This is a genomic window from Streptomyces sp. NPDC050636 (assembly GCF_040654775.1).
Lineage (GTDB): Bacteria > Actinomycetota > Actinomycetes > Streptomycetales > Streptomycetaceae > Streptomyces.
The window spans coordinates 29,181-48,073 of sequence record NZ_JBFAIP010000008.1 but is presented as its reverse complement, the minus strand read 5'-3'; the positions used below and the strand labels follow the sequence as shown (position 1 = coordinate 48,073).

Annotated in this window: 17 protein-coding genes; 9 read left to right on the top strand and 8 right to left on the bottom strand. The window is 67.6% G+C overall.

Translation table 11 applies throughout. From position 1 onward, the window contains the following. Positions 1 to 13: 13 nt before the first annotated feature. Both dnaN and dnaA read right to left on the bottom strand, forming a co-directional pair. Complete coding sequence (gene dnaN / locus AB0I10_RS10650) at positions 14 to 1,144, bottom strand: DNA polymerase III subunit beta (RefSeq protein WP_363152006.1); 1,131 nt, start codon at positions 1,142 to 1,144, stop codon at positions 14 to 16. Between the two features lie 1,020 nt (positions 1,145 to 2,164). Continuing rightward, positions 2,165 to 4,081, bottom strand: a complete 1,917-nt coding sequence (gene dnaA / locus AB0I10_RS10645; protein WP_363152005.1) for a chromosomal replication initiator protein DnaA — start codon at positions 4,079 to 4,081, stop codon at positions 2,165 to 2,167. 377 nt (positions 4,082 to 4,458) lie between these two features. Here dnaA and rpmH point away from each other — a divergent pair, with 377 nt between their 5' ends. The 9 genes from rpmH to AB0I10_RS10600 all read left to right on the top strand — a co-directional run bounded on the left by rpmH (position 4,459) and on the right by AB0I10_RS10600 (position 11,314). Then, on the top strand, positions 4,459 to 4,596 hold the full coding sequence (rpmH, locus tag AB0I10_RS10640) for a 50S ribosomal protein L34 (RefSeq protein ID WP_030990579.1): 138 nt from the start codon (positions 4,459 to 4,461) through the stop codon (positions 4,594 to 4,596). A 24-nt stretch (positions 4,597 to 4,620) separates the two neighbouring features. Continuing rightward, a complete protein-coding gene (gene rnpA / locus AB0I10_RS10635; RefSeq protein WP_363152003.1) occupies positions 4,621 to 5,079 on the top strand; it encodes a ribonuclease P protein component in 459 nt (152 codons plus the stop codon). Then, a complete protein-coding gene (gene yidD, locus AB0I10_RS10630) occupies positions 5,076 to 5,393 on the top strand; it encodes a membrane protein insertion efficiency factor YidD (protein WP_006604423.1) in 318 nt (105 codons plus the stop codon). Before rnpA ends, yidD begins: the two co-directional genes overlap by 4 nt. Before the next feature lie 3 nt (positions 5,394 to 5,396). Further along, positions 5,397 to 6,536: a membrane protein insertase YidC gene (gene yidC / locus AB0I10_RS10625; RefSeq protein ID WP_363152002.1), complete on the top strand. Its 1,140-nt coding sequence runs from the start codon at positions 5,397 to 5,399 to the stop codon at positions 6,534 to 6,536. A gap of 14 nt (positions 6,537 to 6,550) precedes the next feature. Further along, positions 6,551 to 7,057 (top strand): R3H domain-containing nucleic acid-binding protein, encoded by a 507-nt coding sequence (locus tag AB0I10_RS10620; RefSeq protein WP_363152001.1) that lies wholly within the window; start codon positions 6,551 to 6,553, stop codon positions 7,055 to 7,057. Between the two features lie 133 nt (positions 7,058 to 7,190). Then, positions 7,191 to 7,916: a 16S rRNA (guanine(527)-N(7))-methyltransferase RsmG gene (gene rsmG, locus AB0I10_RS10615; protein WP_363152000.1), complete on the top strand. Its 726-nt coding sequence runs from the start codon at positions 7,191 to 7,193 to the stop codon at positions 7,914 to 7,916. Positions 7,917 to 8,221: 305 nt separating this feature from the next. Beyond that, entirely contained in the window at positions 8,222 to 9,292 is a 1,071-nt protein-coding gene (locus tag AB0I10_RS10610; protein ID WP_363152121.1) for a ParA family protein, read from the top strand. Beyond that, complete coding sequence (locus AB0I10_RS10605; RefSeq protein WP_363151999.1) at positions 9,289 to 10,389, top strand: ParB/RepB/Spo0J family partition protein; 1,101 nt, start codon at positions 9,289 to 9,291, stop codon at positions 10,387 to 10,389. Before AB0I10_RS10610 ends, AB0I10_RS10605 begins: the two co-directional genes overlap by 4 nt. Before the next feature lie 307 nt (positions 10,390 to 10,696). Next, the gene (locus tag AB0I10_RS10600) at positions 10,697 to 11,314 is read left to right on the top strand and encodes a GNAT family N-acetyltransferase (protein ID WP_363151998.1); all 618 of its coding nucleotides are present in this window, start codon (positions 10,697 to 10,699) and stop codon (positions 11,312 to 11,314) included. 71 nt (positions 11,315 to 11,385) lie between these two features. Here the strand turns inward: AB0I10_RS10600 and trxA are convergent, their stop codons facing one another. From trxA to murJ, 6 genes are all read right to left on the bottom strand, one after another. Continuing rightward, complete coding sequence (trxA, locus tag AB0I10_RS10595; RefSeq protein WP_030615259.1) at positions 11,386 to 11,712, bottom strand: thioredoxin; 327 nt, start codon at positions 11,710 to 11,712, stop codon at positions 11,386 to 11,388. 49 nt (positions 11,713 to 11,761) lie between these two features. After that, positions 11,762 to 12,736 (bottom strand): thioredoxin-disulfide reductase, encoded by a 975-nt coding sequence (gene trxB, locus AB0I10_RS10590; RefSeq protein WP_363151997.1) that lies wholly within the window; start codon positions 12,734 to 12,736, stop codon positions 11,762 to 11,764. Positions 12,737 to 12,852: 116 nt separating this feature from the next. After that, complete coding sequence (locus AB0I10_RS10585; RefSeq protein WP_363151996.1) at positions 12,853 to 13,785, bottom strand: zf-HC2 domain-containing protein; 933 nt, start codon at positions 13,783 to 13,785, stop codon at positions 12,853 to 12,855. Continuing rightward, positions 13,782 to 14,465 carry an RNA polymerase sigma factor SigM gene (sigM, locus tag AB0I10_RS10580; protein WP_363151995.1) on the bottom strand — a complete coding sequence of 228 codons (684 nt, stop codon included), beginning with the start codon at positions 14,463 to 14,465 and terminating at the stop codon, positions 13,782 to 13,784. Before sigM ends, AB0I10_RS10585 begins: the two co-directional genes overlap by 4 nt. Before the next feature lie 373 nt (positions 14,466 to 14,838). Further along, on the bottom strand, positions 14,839 to 16,545 hold the full coding sequence (locus AB0I10_RS10575; RefSeq protein WP_363151994.1) for a protein kinase family protein: 1,707 nt from the start codon (positions 16,543 to 16,545) through the stop codon (positions 14,839 to 14,841). 107 nt (positions 16,546 to 16,652) lie between these two features. Beyond that, positions 16,653 to 18,860, bottom strand: coding sequence for a murein biosynthesis integral membrane protein MurJ (gene murJ / locus AB0I10_RS10570; protein WP_363151993.1), 2,208 nt, complete (start codon positions 18,858 to 18,860; stop codon positions 16,653 to 16,655). Positions 18,861 to 18,893: the final 33 nt, after the last annotated feature.

Genomic DNA, 18,893 nt, shown 5'->3' with positions numbered 1-18,893 from the left:
ACCCAGCCGCCGCTCAGCCGCTGAGCCGCACCGGCATGATCAGGTACTTGTAGGCGTCGTCCGCCTCGGCGTCCTTGGCCGGCCGACCGCTCAGCAGCGCGGGCTTGGTCGAGGTCGTGAAGGACAGCTGCGCCACCGGGGAGTCGATGGCGGACAGACCCTCCAGCAGGAAGCCGGGGTTGAAGGCGATCGAGATGTCGTCGCCGTCGAGATCGGCGTCCACCCGCTCCACAGCCTGTGCATCGTCGCTGGAGCCGGCCTCCAGGATCAGCACGCCCTGCTCGAAGCTCAGCCGGACCGGCGTGTTCCGCTCGGCCACCAGCGCCACACGCTTGACGGCCTCGACGAACGGCGCGGTCTCGATCACGGCGACCGAATTGAACTCGGTCGGGAACAGCGTGCGGTACTTCGGCAGGTCGCCTTCCAGCAGACGCGTCGTCGTACGCCGCCCGGCGCCCTCAAAACCGATCAGCCCCTCGCCCGCACCGGAGCCGGACAGCGCCAGCGTGACCGTGTCGCCGCTGCTCAGCGACTTGGCGGTGTCCAGCAGCGTCTTGGCGGGGACCAGCGCGACCGCGGAGGCGTCCGGGCTCTCCGGCTTCCAGAGGAACTCACGCACCGCGAAGCGGTAGCGGTCGGTGGAGGCCAGGGTGACCGTGTCGCCCTCGATCTCGATCCGTACGCCGGTGAGCACCGGGAGCGTGTCGTCGCGGCCGGCGGCGATGGCGACCTGGGCGGCGGCCGCGGCGAAGACCTCACCGGGGACGGTGCCGGTGGCGGTGGGCATGGTCGGCAGCGAGGGGTACTCCTCCACAGGCAGGGTGTGGAGTGTGAACCGGGAGGAGCCGCAGACGACGGTCACCCGTACACCGTCGGTGGAAATCTCCACCGGGCGGTTGGGGAGCGCGCGGCAGATGTCGGCGAGCAGCCGGCCGGAGACGAGGACGGTGCCCTCTTCCTCCACCTCGGCTTCCACGGAGACCCGCGCCGAGACCTCGTAGTCGAAGCCGGAGAGGCTCAGCACGCCCTCCTCCGCCTTCAGCAGCAGGCCCGCGAGGACGGGCACCGGCGGACGGGCCGGGAGGCTCTTGGCCGCCCAGGCCACTGCCTCCGCGAGTACATCGCGCTCCACCCGGATCTTCACCGGAAACCGCCTCCTGCTGTTGCTGGCTCTCGCCCTGCTGGCCTTCTCGTGGCTGATTCGCCGGAGACCAGTCTGACGTACGCCACCGACAGTCGGTGCGGCTCGGGGTCAAGTCGGCTCGACGGAGGCCGGACACCGGCCGGCCAACTTGTGCACAGGCCCCGTTTCGAAACGAGTTCCCCGGTAGATATCCGTGGTCGTAGTAGTAGGGGCTGTGGAAACCGTGGACAACTGCTTTTGCGCAGGTCAACACGGATTTTTTGTCCACCGGCCCTGTGGGTGGCGGCAGTGGATAAGCCGGGGGTTCTGTGGACCGCCCAAAGTTCTGCACACCCGATGCACAGGGCAGGGGTACTTCTCCCCAGTGCCGTCCCCAGGTTTACCCACGTTCCCCACAGCCCAACCCATCACCTTCGTGTGACCGCTTTCACTCGGCGCGGTGAGGAGGGGTGTCGCGTTGCCGAACAGTGGACAGGGGTGTGGAGAAGCTGGGGACAACACCGGCTCTTCTGTGGGCAGCCGGTGGACAAGGCGAACCCCCTCCTGTGGACGAAGCCTTCATCCACAGCCTGTGGATTCGAGTTGGCCACAAATCCACACACGGCTGACCTCGTCCGATGCCCCGTCAGCACACCGGCCTGTGGATCCCACAGGGATAACTTTGCAGTCCCCAGGGTGTGGACGGAAGAATCTTGCCCAATCTGTGGAGAGAGGCCGTGACCGGCCACGGATTCGAACAACGCCGGTGCGTGCCACAGGTTTGGGATGGCGGCGCAGTGGGCTGGGAGCGGGCGAACGAGGTCCCCGAGAGGTCCCAGAGAGGCCGCTGAGGTTTCGCGGCGTTGTCGTCAGGTGGCTTCGTGAGGCGGCCCGAGCCGCCCGCCGCCTCCGTCGCGTCCCGGAGAACGCCGTCTCCGTGCAACGCCGTCTCCGTACGTCCCCATATGGCGAAGGGCGCCCCGGGAGCGCGTCCCGGAGCGCCCTGGGCGCCTGCGGTGGCGACGTCGGCGTGGCCGGCCGTCAGCCGTTCTTGATGCGGTTGGTGAGCTCGGTGACCTGGTTGTAGATGGAGCGCCGCTCGGCCATCAGCGCGCGGATCTTGCGGTCGGCGTGCATCACGGTCGTATGGTCCCGGCCGCCGAACTGCGCGCCGATCTTCGGCAACGAGAGGTCGGTCAGCTCGCGGCACAGATACATGGCGATCTGGCGGGCCGTCACCAGCACCCGGCTGCGCGACGACCCGCACAGGTCGTCGATGGTCAGCCCGAAGTAGTCGGCGGTCGCCGCCATGATCGCGGTCGCGGTGATCTCCGGTGCGGCGTCCTCGCCACCGGGGATCAGGTCCTTGAGGACGATCTCGGTGAGCCCCAGGTCCACCGGCTGCCGGTTGAGCGACGCGAACGCCGTGACCCGGATCAGCGCGCCCTCCAGCTCGCGGATGTTGCGCGAGATCCGGGAGGCGATGAACTCCAGCACCTCGGGCGGCGCGTTCAGCTGCTCCTGTACCGCCTTCTTGCGGAGGATCGCGATCCGGGTCTCCAGCTCGGGCGGCTGGACGTCCGTGATCAGGCCCCACTCGAAGCGGTTGCGCAGCCGGTCCTCCAGGGTGACCAGCTGCTTGGGCGGCCGGTCGCTGGACAGCACGATCTGCTTGTTCGCGTTGTGCAGCGTGTTGAAGGTGTGGAAGAACTCCTCCTGCGTCGACTCCTTGCTCGCCAGGAACTGGATGTCGTCGACGAGCAGGATGTCCATGTCGCGGTAGCGCTTGCGGAATGCGTCCGCCTTGCCGTCGCGGATGGAGTTGATGAACTCGTTGGTGAACTCCTCCGAGCTCACATATCGCACACGGGTGCCCGGGTACAGGCTCCGCGCATAGTGCCCGATCGCATGCAGCAGGTGGGTCTTGCCCAGGCCGGACTCGCCGTAGATGAACAGCGGGTTGTACGCCTTGGCCGGGGCCTCGGCGACGGCGACCGCGGCGGCGTGCGCGAAGCGGTTCGAGGCACCGATGACGAAGGTGTCGAAGAGGTACTTGGGATTCAGCCGCGCCGTCGGCTCACCGGGCCCGGGTGCGGGCGCGGGCTGCGCGGCGAGCGGGCTGGGCGCACCACTGGGTGCGGGGAGCCCGGTGCCGGGCCCGGACCGCCCTGGCGGCTGATGCTCGGAGAGATCGCGGCGCGGCTGGTCGTAGGGCGAGCGCGAACCGTCGGAGTGCTGCGGTGGCCCGGAGCGCTCGGCGGCCTGCGAGCGGTAGTCGTTCTGCGCCTGCTGGTGCTGCTGTACGTGGGAGGGCGGAGGGGAGGCGTACGGGTCGCGCTCGGGGAAGCCGCCGAGGTGCTGCTGCTGCCAGCCGTAGTCGTCGCGCGGGCCGGGGCCCATGCTGGAGTGCTGCGGCCAGGCTCCGGGCTCGGGCCGGTGCTGCTGCTGGTAATCGGGATAGGCGGGCCGGACGCTGGGCAACTCGTCGCCCTGGCGTCCGTAGCCCTGCCGTCCGTCGTGCCGGTTGTCGTAGCCGTCGTACGCATCGTGCTGCTGCTGAGACTGATGCGGCGACTGGTGTTGCCGGTGCTGCTGCGGCTGTGAGTGCTGTTGCTGCGGCGACTGGTGCTGTGTCTGCTGGTGCTGCTGAGCGGCGGGCGGCCCGGACTGCGCCGGAGGCTCCTCGGAGGAGTCGTCAACGGTGATCGCGATTCGGATCGGCCGTCCGCACTCATGGCTGAGGGCTTCGCCGATCAGCGGCGCCAGCCGGCCTTCGAGCACACCCTTGGCGAATTCGTTGGGGACGGCGAGCAGTGCGGTGTCGGCGACCAGCGCCAGCGGCTGGGTGCGCTTGAGCCAGTCCTGGTCCTTGGGCTTGAGGCCATCGGCCTCGGCTCGCAGGAGATGGTCGAGTACGCGCGGCCACACTGCAGCAAGATCGGCAGGTACATCAGCCACGGGGCACGCTCTCTCAGCAGTCCCACGAATGTGTGATTCTCAGGACGGGCGGGAAGGAATCGGAGTTCAGCCACGGTAGAGGGGCCGGGCCTGGGGATTCAAGTTGTTGTCCACAGGCTGTGCATAGTGTGTCCTGACAAGGGGGCGTCGTGCTGCCAAGGAGCCGGTTTGACCGGATGCCGCAGCCGCGCGTACCGTGACCAGGTCGAGTTGTCGATGGCTGCTGCCGCCTGCCTCCGATGGGCAAAGATCGCGCTCCTGGTGATCGTGAAGCGGTGCACTCGGGCGTTGCGAGCTACTCGTGGGCGCACGGTGACAGCCAGTCGACGCCCCACATCTGTCTCGTTTGAGACAACAAGCATTCCTGGAGCCCCCGAGTGAGCAAGCGCACCTTCCAGCCGAACAACCGCCGCCGCGCGAAGACCCACGGCTTCCGTCTGCGCATGCGGACCCGCGCCGGCCGCGCGATTCTCGCGACCCGTCGTGGCAAGGGCCGCTCCCGCCTGTCGGCCTGAGCAGCCTGACCCAAGGTCCATGACGTGCTGCCTACCGAGCATCGGCTGAGGCGGCGCGAGGACTTTGCGACCGCGGTACGCCGAGGACGCAGGGCCGGGCGCCCTCTCCTTGTCGTCCATTTTCGTAGCGGTGCAACGGACCCGCACGCAGCGGGGGAATGCGTTCCCCCGACGCGTGCGGGTTTCGTCGTGAGCAAGGCCGTAGGCGTCGCCGTCGTCCGCAACAGGGTCAAGCGGCGGCTTCGCCATCTCATGCGCGACCGGCTGGACCGGCTGCCCGCCGGTAGCCTGGTTGTCGTACGGGCCCTGCCCGGCGCGGGCACCGCAGATCACGATCAGCTGGCCCGTGACCTGGATGCCGCGCTTCAGCGGCTGCTGGGAGGGGTGCCGAGAGGCTGCAATCCCCCAGGGGCTGCGACCGACAGCGGCTGCGCCGCGGGCCCCCGGAACCCCGGACGGGACCCGGGAGGGAGCGCACAGTGAAGTACCCGCTGCTTCTTTTGATCAAGATCTACCAGTGGACCATCAGCCCCCTGCTGGGCCCGGTCTGCAAGTACTACCCGTCGTGCTCGCACTATGGCTATACGGCCATCGATCGGCACGGCGCGGTGAAAGGGACCGCGCTGACCGCCTGGCGCATCCTGCGATGCAACCCGTGGTCGCTCGGTGGCGTCGACCACGTCCCTCCCCGGAAGCGTCCGGTTTGGCATCAGCGGCTGAGGAGCCGCCTGGGCGGGCCCACCGTCCCTGAGCCCGTCGCCCAGCCCGAGACTCAGCCCAACGCCCAAGGAGCCTGATTCGTGGACACGATCCTGAATCCTCTCTATTACGCTGTTTCCTGGATCATCGTCCAGTTCCACTCGTTCTACAGCCTGATCTTCGACAAGAACAGTGGCGCGGCGTGGGGTCTGTCCATCGTCTCGCTGGTGGTGCTGATCCGTATCTGCCTGATCCCGCTCTTCGTGAAGCAGATCAAGTCGACGCGGAACATGCAGGCGCTCCAGCCGAAGATGAAGGCGATCCAGGAGCGCTACAAGAGCGACAAGCAGCGCCAGTCCGAAGAGATGATGAAGCTCTACAAGGAGACGGGCACCAACCCGCTCTCGAGCTGTCTCCCGATTCTGGCCCAGTCGCCGTTCTTCATCGCGCTGTATCAGGTCCTGAACCACATCGCGAACAACGAGACCGTCGGTGTCATCAACCAGTCGCTGCTGGACAGCGCGAACAAGGCGCACATCTTCGGTGCCCCGCTGGCCGCGAAGTTCATGGACAGCGCCGAGAAGATCGAGAGCCTCGGCGCTTCCCTGACCGATGTCCGCGTCGTCACGGTCATCATGATCGTCCTGATGTCTGCGTCGCAGTTCTACACGCAGCGCCAGCTGATGACCAAGAACGTCGACCTCACGGTGAAGACGCCGTTCATGCAGCAGCAGAAGATGCTGATGTACGTCTTCCCCATCATGTTCGCCGTCTTCGGTATCAACTTCCCCGTCGGTGTTCTCGTCTACTGGCTGACCACCAACGTGTGGACCATGGGCCAGCAGATGTTCGTCATCCGTCGTAACCCCACCCCGGGCAGCAAGGCCTTCACGGAGCGCCAGGAGCGGCTGCGCGCCCAGGGCAAGCTCGTGGAGGCCCCGGCCGAGGTCGAGGCGAAGAAGGCTGCCGAGGAGGCGCGCCAGAACCGCCAGCAGCCGAAGCGCCAGCCGAAGTCCAAGCGGCAGACCACGACCGGCGCCGCGGGTGGCGCGCAGGGTCGTACGCGTGCCGGCTCCGGGCAGGATGCTTCGAAGAAGCAGTCACTGGAGAAGAAGGCCCCGCAGGACAGCAAGGCGAACGGCGGCACCCCCGCGAAGGGCGGCTCCGCCTCCGGATCCCGCAACACCAAGTCCGGACAGCGCAAGGGCCAGCAGCGTCCCAAGCACCCGTCCAAGAAGTAAGAAGGAGTCCTTTCGTGACGGACACGAACCCTGCCACCAAGGGCACCGACACCCTGACCCGCCTGGAGCAGGAAGGCGAGATCGCAGCCGACTACCTGGAGGGGCTGCTGGACATCGCGGACCTCGACGGCGACATCGACATGGATGTCGAGGCCGACCGCGCCGCCGTGTCGATCATCAGCGACTCGACCAGCCGTGATCTGCAGAAGCTGGTGGGCCGGGACGGTGAGGTGCTGGAGGCGCTGCAGGAGCTGACCCGGCTGGCCGTGCACCGCGAGACCGGTGACCGCAGCCGTCTGATGCTGGACATCGCCGGCTTCCGGGCGCGTAAGCGTGAGGAACTCGCTGAGATCGGCGCGAAGGCGGCGGAGGAGGCCAAGGGCACCGGTGAGCCGGTGAAGCTTGACCCGATGACGCCGTTCGAGCGCAAGGTCGTCCACGACGCGGTGGCCGCGGCGGGGCTGCGCAGCGAGTCGGAGGGCGAGGAGCCGCAGCGCCGCGTGGTTGTCCTCCCGGCCTGATCTCTCAGCGCTTCCGTTGCCTTTGGCCCCGTCTGCTCGCAGGCGGGGCCAAAACTTGTCAGCGTTCTGTGTTATTCCGGGCCTATCCCGGGTTCCCGGCAGGAAAAGCAGTCCCAGAGGAAGGGCGGTTCCCGTGACGGAGGCAGCAGCGGAGCTCCCTCCTGCGCCGAAAGCGGCGCAGGAGGTATTCGGTGAGCGCTTTCCCGAGGCCGTGCGGTACGGCGAACTGCTCGCCGACGCAGGCGTGAAGCGAGGCCTCATCGGCCCACGCGAGGTGCCGCGCCTGTGGGAGCGGCACCTGCTGAACTGCGCAGTGCTCTCCGAGGTGGTGCCCGAGGGCGTCTCGGTCTGCGATGTGGGATCGGGGGCCGGGCTGCCCGGTATTCCGTTGGCCCTGGTGCGTCCGGATCTGAAGATCACGCTCTTGGAGCCGCTGCTCCGGCGTACGAACTTCCTTCAGGAGGTCGTCGAGCTGCTCGGGCTGGACCATGTCACGGTCGTACGGGGGCGGGCCGAGGAGGTCATGGGCAAGCTTCCTCAGGTGCATGTGGTGACCGCGCGGGCCGTCGCTCCGCTCGATCGTCTGGCCGGCTGGGGCGTTCCCCTGCTCCGGCCCTATGGCGAGATGCTGGCGCTCAAGGGTGACGCCGCGGAGGAAGAGCTCAAGGGTGCTCGTGCGGCGCTGAGCAAGCTCGGTGTGGTGGAGACCTCGGTGGTGCATGTGGGCGAAGGGATCGTGGATCCGCCCTCCACGGTGGTGCGGGTCGAGGTGGGCGAGAGCCCGGGCGGGGTGCGCTTTGCGGCCAAGCGGGCGAAGGCTGCACGCGTCAGTCGTGGGTCGAGGGGCCGCCGGCGCTGATGCCCTGATGCCGGAGGTGTGCAGGCCGGCGCAGATGAGGTGGGCGTGTCGCCCGCGCCATCACAAAAGGGCGAATTGCAAAAGCATCATCGAAACGCCACAAGACGGAGTGTTGCGGCTTAATCGGGCGCGACGCTGGCATCGTGTTTCACGTGAAACGTCGTTCTCTGCTGCAAGGGATTATCGGCCGTGGTCGCGCGGCTGCCGCGCCGCGTGACCGCAGGCCCGCAAGGGTCACGGAAGTATCCACAGATGTGGATTCATCCACAGGAGAACGGACCTCACTGGTTCACGACACCGAAAGCATGGCAGGCTCTGCACATTGCGAGCCTGATGTCGAGGAGAGTGAATCCTTGCGGTCCGACGCCAACATCGCGGGACCGATGACCGATCCGGTCCCCGGTCCCCGTAGCCAGTCGTTCGGGGACGACGTTTCACGTGAAACGCCGCCCCCGATGGACGACACCCCGATCGGTCGTGCAGCTCAGCTGGCGGTAGAGGCACTGGGCCGCGCGGGTGAGGGGCTGCCCCGGCCCGAACTGACCCGGGTCATGGTGGTCGCCAACCAGAAGGGCGGGGTCGGCAAGACCACGACCACGGTGAACCTGGCGGCCTCACTCGCTCTGCATGGCGCACGGGTTCTCGTGATCGACCTCGACCCTCAGGGCAATGCCTCGACGGCACTGGGCATCGATCATCACGCCGAAGTGCCGTCGATCTATGACGTGCTGGTGGAGAGCAAGCCGCTCTCCGACGTGGTGCAGCCGGTGGTGGATGTGGAGGGCCTGTTCTGTGCGCCCGCCACGATCGACCTGGCCGGCGCCGAGATCGAGCTGGTCTCGCTGGTGGCACGAGAGAGCCGGCTGGACCGGGCCATCCAGGCGTATGAACAGCCGTTGGACTACATCCTCATCGACTGCCCGCCCTCGCTCGGACTGCTGACCGTTAACGCTCTGGTCGCCGGCGCCGAGGTGCTGATCCCGATCCAGTGCGAGTACTACGCACTAGAGGGCCTGGGACAACTGCTGAGGAACGTCGACCTGGTGCGGGGCCATCTCAACCCCAAGCTCCATGTCTCGACGATCCTGCTCACCATGTACGACGGGCGCACCCGGCTGGCTTCCCAGGTCGCCGACGAGGTGCGCAGTCACTTCGGCAGTGAAGTGCTCCGTACGAGCATTCCCCGCTCGGTGCGTATTTCCGAGGCTCCCAGCTATGGCCAGACGGTGCTCACCTATGACCCGGGATCCAGCGGCTCGCTCTCCTACCTCGAAGCGGCAAGAGAGATCGCGATGCGTGGGGCTTCCCAGGCCGGGAGCCAGGGCCTGGGCATCAACTATGAAGCACAGCACAGCATGTCGGAGGGGACTCAGTGAGTGAACGACGTAGAGGGCTGGGCCGCGGGCTCGGTGCGCTGATCCCTGCGGCACCGCAGAGCACGGACCATGCCGGCCCTGCGGTGGGACGGGGAGCGACGTCACCGTCGTCCGTGCCGGTATTGGACCCGGAACGAGGAGTGGCGGCGGCCAAGGTCGCCGGGCTGCCGACGCACGGTGTTTCACGTGAAACAGAGCCACCGCCGGAGCCGGAGACAACGGCTGAGGCCGTATCGGAAGTCGCGGGCGCGCATTTCGCCGAGGTGCCGCTGGACGCGATCAAGCCGAACCCGCGGCAGCCACGCAAGGTCTTCGACGGGGACGCCCTGGCAGAGCTGGTCACCTCCATCCGGGAGGTGGGCCTGCTCCAGCCGGTGGTGGTCCGTCAGACAGCGCCGGACAAGTACGAGCTCATCATGGGCGAGCGCCGCTGGCGGGCATGCCGTGAGGCCGGGCTGGAGAAGATTCCCGCCATCGTCCGGGGCACCGACGATGACAAGCTGCTGCTGGACGCGCTGCTGGAGAATCTGCACCGGGCACAGCTCAACCCGCTGGAAGAGGCCGCCGCCTACGACCAGTTGCTGAAGGACTTCAAGTGCACGCATGAAGAGCTGGCCGACCGGATCGGGCGGTCGCGTCCGCAGGTCTCCAACACGCTGCGTCTGCTGAATCTCTCGCCGTCCGTGCAGAAGCGTCTCGCGGCGGGTGTGCTCTCCGCGGGACACGCCCGTGCTCTGCTCTCCGTGGACGACTCGGAGGAGCAGGACCACCTGGCGCACCGCATCGTGGCTGAGGGTCTGTCGGTACGCACGGTCGAAGAGATCGTGAAGCTGATGGGCTCGACCCCCAAGAGCGAGAGCAAGGCGAAGGGGCCCCGTGCGGGCACCCGGGTGTCCCCTGCGCTCACCGGTCTCGCTTCCCGGCTGTCCGACCGCTTCGAGACCCGGGTGAAGGTCGACCTCGGTCAGAAGAAGGGAAAGATCGTCGTCGAGTTCGCCTCGATAGACGACCTGGAGCGCATCCTCGGCACGCTCGCACCTGGCGAAGGACGCGTTCTGGGGAAGTCGCTGGCCGAGGAGAATCAGGACGAGGAATGAGCTGATCTTTCGGCTCGGCGGCGGGCCGTGTTCTGGAGGCCATACCGGAACACGGCCCGCCCTTTGCTCTCTGGCGGTACCCGTGCCCGTAAAGGGTGGATACGATGCGATCGGGTATGGCGCGCATCCACGTGGAGACACCTCATATCGAGGAGAGGGCCATGCGATCAGTGAGCCGCACCGGACTCATGGCGGCGGGGTTCGGCCTCGCGGCCGTCGGAGGGTTCGTTGGCGGTCTGCTCAGGGAGCGGGCGGCGCTGACGGCGCTTCGTGGTGCGGCGGGCGAGGGAAGTGAGGACCTGGCTTCATGGGCCGTCAGCTCGTACCGCTCACGCTGGACAACCTTCCAGATCTCCCCAAGCGTTGTCGCTCCTGCGTCTTCTGGGAGCTCGACCCCGTCAGCGGTGAAGCCGCAGTAAAGGCGGGCCGGCCGGAGCTGGAGAAGGAAGCCTGGATCTCGGCGGTGCTGTTGGAGTGGGGATCCTGCGGGCGCGTTGTCTATGTCGACGATGTGCCGGCTGGGTTCGTGATGTATGCCCCGCCGGCCTATGTGCCGCGCTCCATGGCCTTTCCCACCAGCCCGGTGTCGCCGGATGCGGTGCAGCTGCTGACGGCCTGGCTGACGCCTGGCTACCAGGGGCAGGGGCTGGGGCGGGTGATGGTCCAGACAGTCGCCAAGGACCTTATCCAGCGCGGCTTCAAGGCCATCGAGGCGTTCGGCGATGCCCGCTGGGCCGAACCGGCATGTGTCCTGCCCGCCGACCATCTCCTTGCAGTGGGCTTCAAGACCGTACGACCCCACCCGCGCTTTCCGCGGCTGCGGCTTGAGCTGCGGACCACGATCTCGTGGAAGGAAGACGTGGAGCTGGCTCTCGACCGGCTGCTGGGCGCCGTTCAGAAGGAACCCGCGCTGCGCCCCCTGTAGGCACGGAAGAGCGAACGGGCCCGCCCCTCGAAAGGGGCGGGCCCGTTTCACGTGAAACGTGAGGGCGTGACTCAGGCGAGGTAGTCCGCGAGGTCCCGCTCGATCGCAGCCTTCGGCTTGGCGCCGACGATGGTCTTCACGACCTCGCCGCCCTGGTAGACGTTCATGGTCGGGATCGACATGACGCCGTACTTGGCGGTGGTCGCCGGGTTCTCGTCGGTGTTGAGCTTGGCGATAACGATCTCGTCGTGCTCGGCGGCAATGGCCTCCAAGGACGGGGCGACCTGGCGGCACGGGCCGCACCAGGTGGCCCAGAAGTCCACGAGGACGGGCTTGTCGCTCTTGAGGACGACCTCTTCGAAGTTGTCGTCCGTCACGGTCACCGTGGCGCCGGCCATGGCAATCTCCTTATTGGGTGGGTGGTGGGAAGGCTGTGGGGTACGAGGGTCAGGCGGAAGCGGTCTTCTCCGGCTCGGCAACAGACTCGCCGTCCGACAGCGCCGCAAGGAATCGCTCGGCGTCGAGGGCGGCGGAGCAGCCCGTGCCGGCCGCGGTGATCGCCTGGCGGTAGGTGTGGTCGACGACGTCACCGGCGGCGAAGACGCCCGCCAGGTTCGTACGCGTGCTGGGAGCATCGACCTTGAGGTAACCCTCGTCGTCCAGATTCAGCTGGCCCTTGAACAGCTCGGTCCGCGGGTCGTGGCCGATCGCGATGAACAGGCCGGTGACCGGGAGCTCGGAGGTCTCGTCGGTCTTGACGTTGCGTAGCGTCAGGCCGGAGAGCTTGTTGTCGCCGTGGATCTCGGCGATCTCGCTGTCCCACACGAACTTGATCTTCGGGTCGGCGAACGCACGATCCTGCATCGCCTTGCTGGCCCGCAGAGCGTCGCGGCGGTGGACGACCGTGACGGACTTGGCGAAGCGCGAGAGGAACGTGGCCTCCTCCATCGCGGTGTCGCCACCGCCGATGACGGCGATGTCCTGGTCCTTGAAGAAGAACCCATCGCAGGTGGCGCACCAGGAGACGCCGCGGCCGGACAGCTCGTCCTCTCGGGGCAGGCCGAGCTTGCGGTGCTGGGACCCCGTGCTGACGATGACGGTCTTCGCACGGTGCACCGTGCCCGCGGTGTCGGTGACGGTCTTGATCTCCTCGGAGAGGTCGACCGAGACAATGTCGTCCGGCACAAGCTCGGCACCGAAGCGCTCGGCCTGGGCGCGCATGTTGTCCATCAGGTCCGGACCCATGATGCCGTCGCGGAAGCCGGGGAAGTTCTCCACGTCGGTGGTGTTCATCAGCGCCCCGCCGGCGGTGACGGCACCTTCGAAGACCAGCGGCTTCAGGGACGCGCGGGCGGTGTAGAGCGCTGCGGTATATCCCGCGGGCCCGGAGCCGATGATGATCACGTTGCGGACGTCGCTCACGGGTGTCTTCCTTGTCTCTGCCGACTGCTTGCTGGGGCTGTCTGGGAACTCTCACCCCACCCAACGGATCCTACGGGTCGAGCATTCCCGGAGTGTCACAGCGCACGTTCCGTCGCTCAGTCTCGCTGATACGAGTGGGACAGCAGAACCTTTCCGGGGACCGGCGGAGAGACGGAGACACAAGAAGAGGCTACGACGTACACGGAGACCCGCGATGGGTCGGACGGATACGGCAGTACGACGAGGTAGGCGTCCTTGCCCTCGAAGGTGCTGTGGCCGGCCGCGAGCGGAGATTCCGTACGGCCGATGCCTTGGCGCACACAAGACGGGATGGTGTCGGCCGTGCCGCGCATCGGGGTCTCGGGGGAGCTGCGAGTGCCGATCTCCGGGGACTTATGCGAATCCTTGGAAGCGAGCAGCTTGTGGACGTGCGAGCCGAGGGTCGCACGGGTCAGGCCGCCCGCACCGCCCGCACTCTTCTCCGTGACCGCGGCATTACGGTCCCCGTTGTCGGCCTGACCGCCGTCGAGGGCGGCGTTCTGGATGAGGAGGCCCCCGAAGCTGAACACTGCCGCAGCTGCTGCGGTGCCGAGCAGGACGCGGGGCCAGCGCCGTGCACGGGACGAGCGACTGGTTGGTGCCTGGCGACCCGGCCCTGAGGTCCCCCGGGGACGACCGGCCGGCCGACCGGGCTTGGTGCCGAGGGTGGGCGATTCCACATCCGTTTCACGTGAAACCGAAGCGGGGGCAGGGGCTGTTTCACGTGAAACCAGTTTTGCCGTGCTGGGAGTCGTGGCGTTGAGCAGCGCCTCGGCGGCGAGGGCGGCATCGATGCGCCCTACGACGTCGGCCGGCATACGCGTGGGGCCGGGGAGCGTACCGAGCAGCCCCCGAATCTCCTCCAGGGACGCATGGACGTCTTCGCACAGCGCGCAGTTGGCGAGATGGTCTCGCAGATCCGCGGTGCGGGACGGGGAAAGGAGTCCGTCTGTGAGATCGGAGATCTCGGAGACCTCCGGGTGTCCGCCTGTGCCGGTCGTCGACGTCACGCTCGCCCACCTCCGCCCTTCACGGCACCTGTGTCGTTCGGTCCTGCCGTCGGTGGGACGGATGTCCCCTGCGCCCGGTTCCTTCCCCTGCCCATGGGTCCGCTACCCCCGTCGTCGGTGCGCAGATGGGTGACCAAGGGGAGGAGCCGAGCACGGCCCCGCGCACAGCGGCTTTTCACCGTTCCGGTCGGCACATCGAGGATCGCGGCGGCCTCTGCGACCGGGTAGCCCTGCATATCGACGAGGACGAGAGCAGCGCGTTGCTCCTCGGGGAGCGTGCGCAGCGCTTTGAACAATTCGCGGTGCAGATCCTGGCGCTCGGCCGGGACGGCGGCGGATTCCTGCGGTTCGAGGAGCTGTTCCAGACGCTCGGTCTCGGCGACGGGCGAGGTGCGCCTGGAGGCGGCCTTGCGAGCCCGGTCCAGACAGGCGTTCACCGTGATGCGGTGCAGCCAGGTCGTCACGGCGGATTGTCCGCGGAAGGTGTGTGCGGCGCGAAAGGCGGAGACCAGGGCGTCCTGCACGGCATCGGCGGCTTCCTCGCGGTCGCCGAGAGTGCGCAGGGCCACCGCCCAGAGTCGGTCGCGGTGGCGTCGGACGATCTCCCCGAAGGCATCGGGGTCGCCCGCGACATGGCGAGCGAGGAGGTCTTGATCGCTGCAGTCATCCAGCGAGCTCACGTATTGACCCCCTCCCCTTCACGTCACCTCGGTGATACCAAGGGCGGGCATTCTCTGCCCGTGTTGCGGACTACCCTATGGCACCACAGTCAACCAGGGCCCTCTTGTTCTGGGGAGACGAGAGGCCTGTGAATATCTGCGAGCGGACTCCGAATAACCATCAGGGGATGTTTCCGCATTCTTCGCAACGCTTGACAAAGATCAGGAAGAGGGCGTCCTGATCGCTGCTGCTGTGGCGAAGGCTGCTCGCGAGAGATGACCCTTGGCATGGTTCACCTGGTCCCGAGTGCCGCGAAAAGGCCACTTGGGAGAGGCATTCTCGTCGTTTTGGTGTACCACTGATTCCGGGACAGCCTGCGAGATCGCAAACAAGTCAGCCGGTCACCGTGATTTCGGAAATTCCACCGCGGTACGACCCTGATGGCTCGCTCGGCAGTTCAGTGACGTGGATCAGCACGTACCGCGTCTTCACCGCCTTGCCGAGCTTCACCGTCAGCTTGTCACCGGCTCTTTCCGGCTTTGAGAGACGCAGCGAGAAGTCGTTGAGCGATGCTGGATTCGAAGCGGACGGGGCCGCGCCCAGGACTTCCACGGTCTGGCCCGGCCGGTACATGCTGACCTGGATGCCGGATAGCTCTTTTACGCTCCCGAGATCCACGATGATCCCGCTGCCGTCCTTGCGATTTGGCAGATTGCCGAAGTTCGGCCACCCCTTGAAACCCGCCGTCACCCACGCGGTTTCCGGGTTGCCGTCCGTGGTGTGGGAAGCCTTAGCGCCGGCGATGGGAACGTCAAGCGGAGAAAACTCGGTGGCATTCTCGATGGCCAGAGGTTTCGAGGGCTTCTGCTGCGCTCCATCTTCCGATTGAGAGGGGCTTGAGCCGCCTTGATCGTTCTCGATCTTCAACAGGGTGTCCGCGAGCTGCCAGCTGCCCAGCCCCAGCGCCGCGATGAGCAGTGCGGAGACGGACCACTTCAGCGCCCTTCCGGTGCGGCTCTGCAACGGGGGCGGTGGGGCGGGAATGGGCTGCGTCGGCCGGCCGGGTTGGTTGCGGGCCTGCGACTGTTGGTAGGTCCCCTGCTGGAACCCGGTGCGCTGGTAGGGCGGGGGCGTGGAGAAGGCCGTCTCCGGAGGCCGGATGCGCGGCATGGCCGCGACGGCCTTGGCAAGCTCCTCCGGGGTGGTGCACGGCTGCTCCTGGCGGGAAGCCGTGGCGCCGTCGTTCACCAGCGCACGCATGGCGAGCTCGGACAGCCCGCGATGGACCCCGGCCCGCACCTGGTCGGGGGCGATCAGCCCGACCCCCTTCGGCAGCCCGGCGAGACCGTATGCGTCGTTCTCGTACGGCCAGCGCTGGGTCAGGGCGGCATACAGCAGTGCGCCGATCGCCTCGGTGTCGGTGCGCTGGGGGTGATCGCAGCTGATGCCGCGCAGCGCCGCCATGACGGCCAGGCCGCGGATGCGGTACTGCCCGGACTCCGTGCGCAGCACCGAGCCGGGATTGATCCGCAGATGCGCCAGGCCCTCGCGGTGTGCGGCTGACATGGCTTGGGAGACCTGGCTGACGAGCTGGTAGGCGTCGTGTGGTTCGAGCGGGCCGTTCGCCAGCACGGTGGAGAGCTCGGTGGCGTCCGGCAGCCATTCGTGGACGACGTAGACGAGGTCGTTCTCCTCCACCGCGTCGAGGACCTGGACGAACCGGGGGTCACCGAGAAGCGCGGAGGAGCGGGCGGCAGACAGCACGGGGCGGGCCCGCGGATGGTCGGCGGGCAGGATGTGCACGCCGACGGCCCGACGCAGTTTCTCGTCGACCGCACGCCAGCTGCTGAATCCGTCCAGTCGGGTGACGCACTCCTCGAGCCGGTAGCGTCTGGCGAGTTTGTGGCCACTGTGCAGTTCGGGTGGCTGGGAGTCGGCTGCCTCGGCACGCTTCTCGTCGGTGCGTGCGGCGTCCTTTTCCCTGCCGGATACCTTCTCGGCCTCCGCACCGTCGTCCGTGGCCTTACCCGCCTTGGCGGTCAGCGGTTCATCACCGCTCGTGTCGGCCACGTCGACGGCAGCCGTGCTCCGTTCCGCCACCGTCGTTCCTGCCTCCCCATCCGTTGCAGGCTCAATGAGCCAAGACAATTGTGCCCACAGTCCGCCACTATGCACGACACACGGTGGCGGTCGATGGTTGTGCTCGGTCAGCGACCAAGCTTCGAGCGGACCATGCCCACCAGGGCGTTGAGCTCTTCGATACGCATCTTCCGCGCGGCGACGTAGAACACCACCAGCAGTGCCGCACCGCCACCGACGAGGGCGGCGAGCGAACCGAGAACCCCGGTGCCGAGCCCCTGCATGATCCCGTACACCGCGGCCCCGGAGATGAGCGTGGCCGGGATGCTGGCGCCGGCCAGCCGCGCGTACGTACGGACGACGTGCGCGGTGTCCAGGTCGCCGCCCATCCGCTTGCTCAGCCGGCGCCAGGCCACGCCGACGCCGATGATGTACGCCAGGCCGTAGGAGGCCGCCATGCCGACCACGGCCCAGCGGGCGGGCAGGACCAGGAAGCACAGGGCCGAGGCGACGGCGTTGACGGCGGCGACGATCACCGTGTTGTAGAAGGGGGTGCGGGTGTCCTCGTACGCGTAGAAGGCGCGCAGGACGACGTATTGCACCGAGAACGGGATCAGGCCGACGCCGAAGGCCATCAGCATGTAGCCCATCGTGACGCCGGCGCCGGACGAGCCGTAGACCAGCGTGCAGAGCGGGACGCCGAGGGAGAGGAAGCCGAAAGAGATCGGGACGATGGCGACGGCGGAGGTTCGCAGACCCTGGGACATGTCGTCCCGGACGGCTCCCGTGTCACCGTCGTGGGCGGATCGCGCCAGCCGTGGCAGCAGCGCCGCCATCACGGAGACGGTGATGATCGCCTGCGGCATGTTCCAGATCAGCTGCGCGCTGGCGTACGAGATGAAGCCGGTGCCCGGGTAGCCCTGCTGGTCGGCGGTGTTGCCGGCCCATGTGGAGAGCTGGGTGACGACGAGGACACCCGCCTGGTTGGCGAGAACGAACAGCACCGTCCACTTGGCGAGCTTCGCGGCCTTGCCGAGGCCGTGGCCGCGCCAGTCGAAGCGCAGCCGGAGCTTGAAGTCGGCGTCGCGCAGGTAGGGGATCATCGCCAGCGCCTGCACGACGAGCCCGAGGAGCGTGCCGATCCCGAGCAGCCGGATGCCTTCGGAGGGGATAGTGGTGACGCCGATGTGGGAGGTCTTCGCCGTGCCGTAGACATAGATGAACAGGCCGAAGGTGGCGATCATGACGATGTTGTTGAGGACCGGGGTCCACATCATCGCGCCGAAGCGGCCGCGTGCGTTGAGGATCTGTCCCATCACGACGTGCAGTCCCATGAAGAAGATCGTGGGCACGCAGTACCGGGTGAAGGCGACGGCGACTTCGTTGGCCGCCGGATCACGGGAGATGTCGAAGGAGACCAGCTTCACCAGGAGCGGTGCCGCGAACACCGCCAGGACGGTCAGGACGCCGAGGATCACGACGACCAGCGTGAGCAGCCGGTTGGCGTAGGCCTCGCCGCCGTCGTCGTCCTCCTTCATGGCGCGCACGAGCTGCGGGACGAAGACGGAGTTCAGACCGCCGCCGATGGTGAGGATGAAGATCATCGTGGGCAGCTGGTAGGCGACCTGCCAGGAGTCACCGAGGACCGCACCACCCAGCGCGGCGACGATCAAGGCCGAGCGGATGAAGCCCGTGAGGCGGGACACCATGGTGCCAGCGGCCATCAGCGCGCTGGACTTGAGCAAGCTGGAGGCGCGGCCGCCGGAGGATTTGCCGGCGGCCGCCGCGGGGGCGGGTTCCGGAGCCGGCTCGGGCTGCTGTGGCACGGCCTCAGGACCCTGCCCTCCCCCGGCGGCAGGACCCGGTGAGGGGGGTGTGGGGCGCTGGGGCTCGTATGGCTGCTGCTGGTCCCGGAAAAGATGCGCGAAGGCGTCGGTCTCGGGACGCTCGTCAGCAGCCTGGGTGATCAGTTCGTCGCCACGCGCGAACTGCGTCGTCGCGGCGGTATCACCGTAGGGAAGGTCGCGAGGCGGGCCCTGCGGTTCGGGCGGCGGAGGCGAGGACCACAACTGCGGGTTGGGGGCGTGCTGCGTCGCGGGAGGCTGTTGATAGAGCGGATGCGGTGCCTGCCCCGGAGGCGGGGGCGCAGCGCGGTCGTAGAGCGCCTCGGTGACCGGATCCTGGGGAGCCGGATCCTGAGCGTGCTGCGGGGCGCTGCGGTAGGCGTCCTGGACAAACGGGTCCTGGGCCATGGGCACCGGGGGCGTCGGAGGGACCGGCCCCGTGGGGTCGCCATGGGCGCCCCGGCCGCGGTCACCGTCGTACGGCGCATTCATCGCTGCCCCACCTCATCCGTAGCCGGCCGTCCG

What these genes read in the sequence shown, in the direction of transcription:
- AB0I10_RS10610 (WP_363152121.1), top strand. Translation starts at nt 8,222, where the DNA reads ATGGCAGGCTCTGCACATTGCGAGCCTGATGTCGAGGAGAGTGAATCC.
- trxA (WP_030615259.1), bottom strand. Translation starts at nt 11,712, where the DNA reads ATGGCCGGCGCCACGGTGACCGTGACGGACGACAACTTCGAAGAGGTC.
- murJ (WP_363151993.1), bottom strand. Translation starts at nt 18,860, where the DNA reads ATGAATGCGCCGTACGACGGTGACCGCGGCCGGGGCGCCCATGGCGAC.
- AB0I10_RS10600 (WP_363151998.1), top strand. Translation starts at nt 10,697, where the DNA reads ATGGGCCGTCAGCTCGTACCGCTCACGCTGGACAACCTTCCAGATCTC.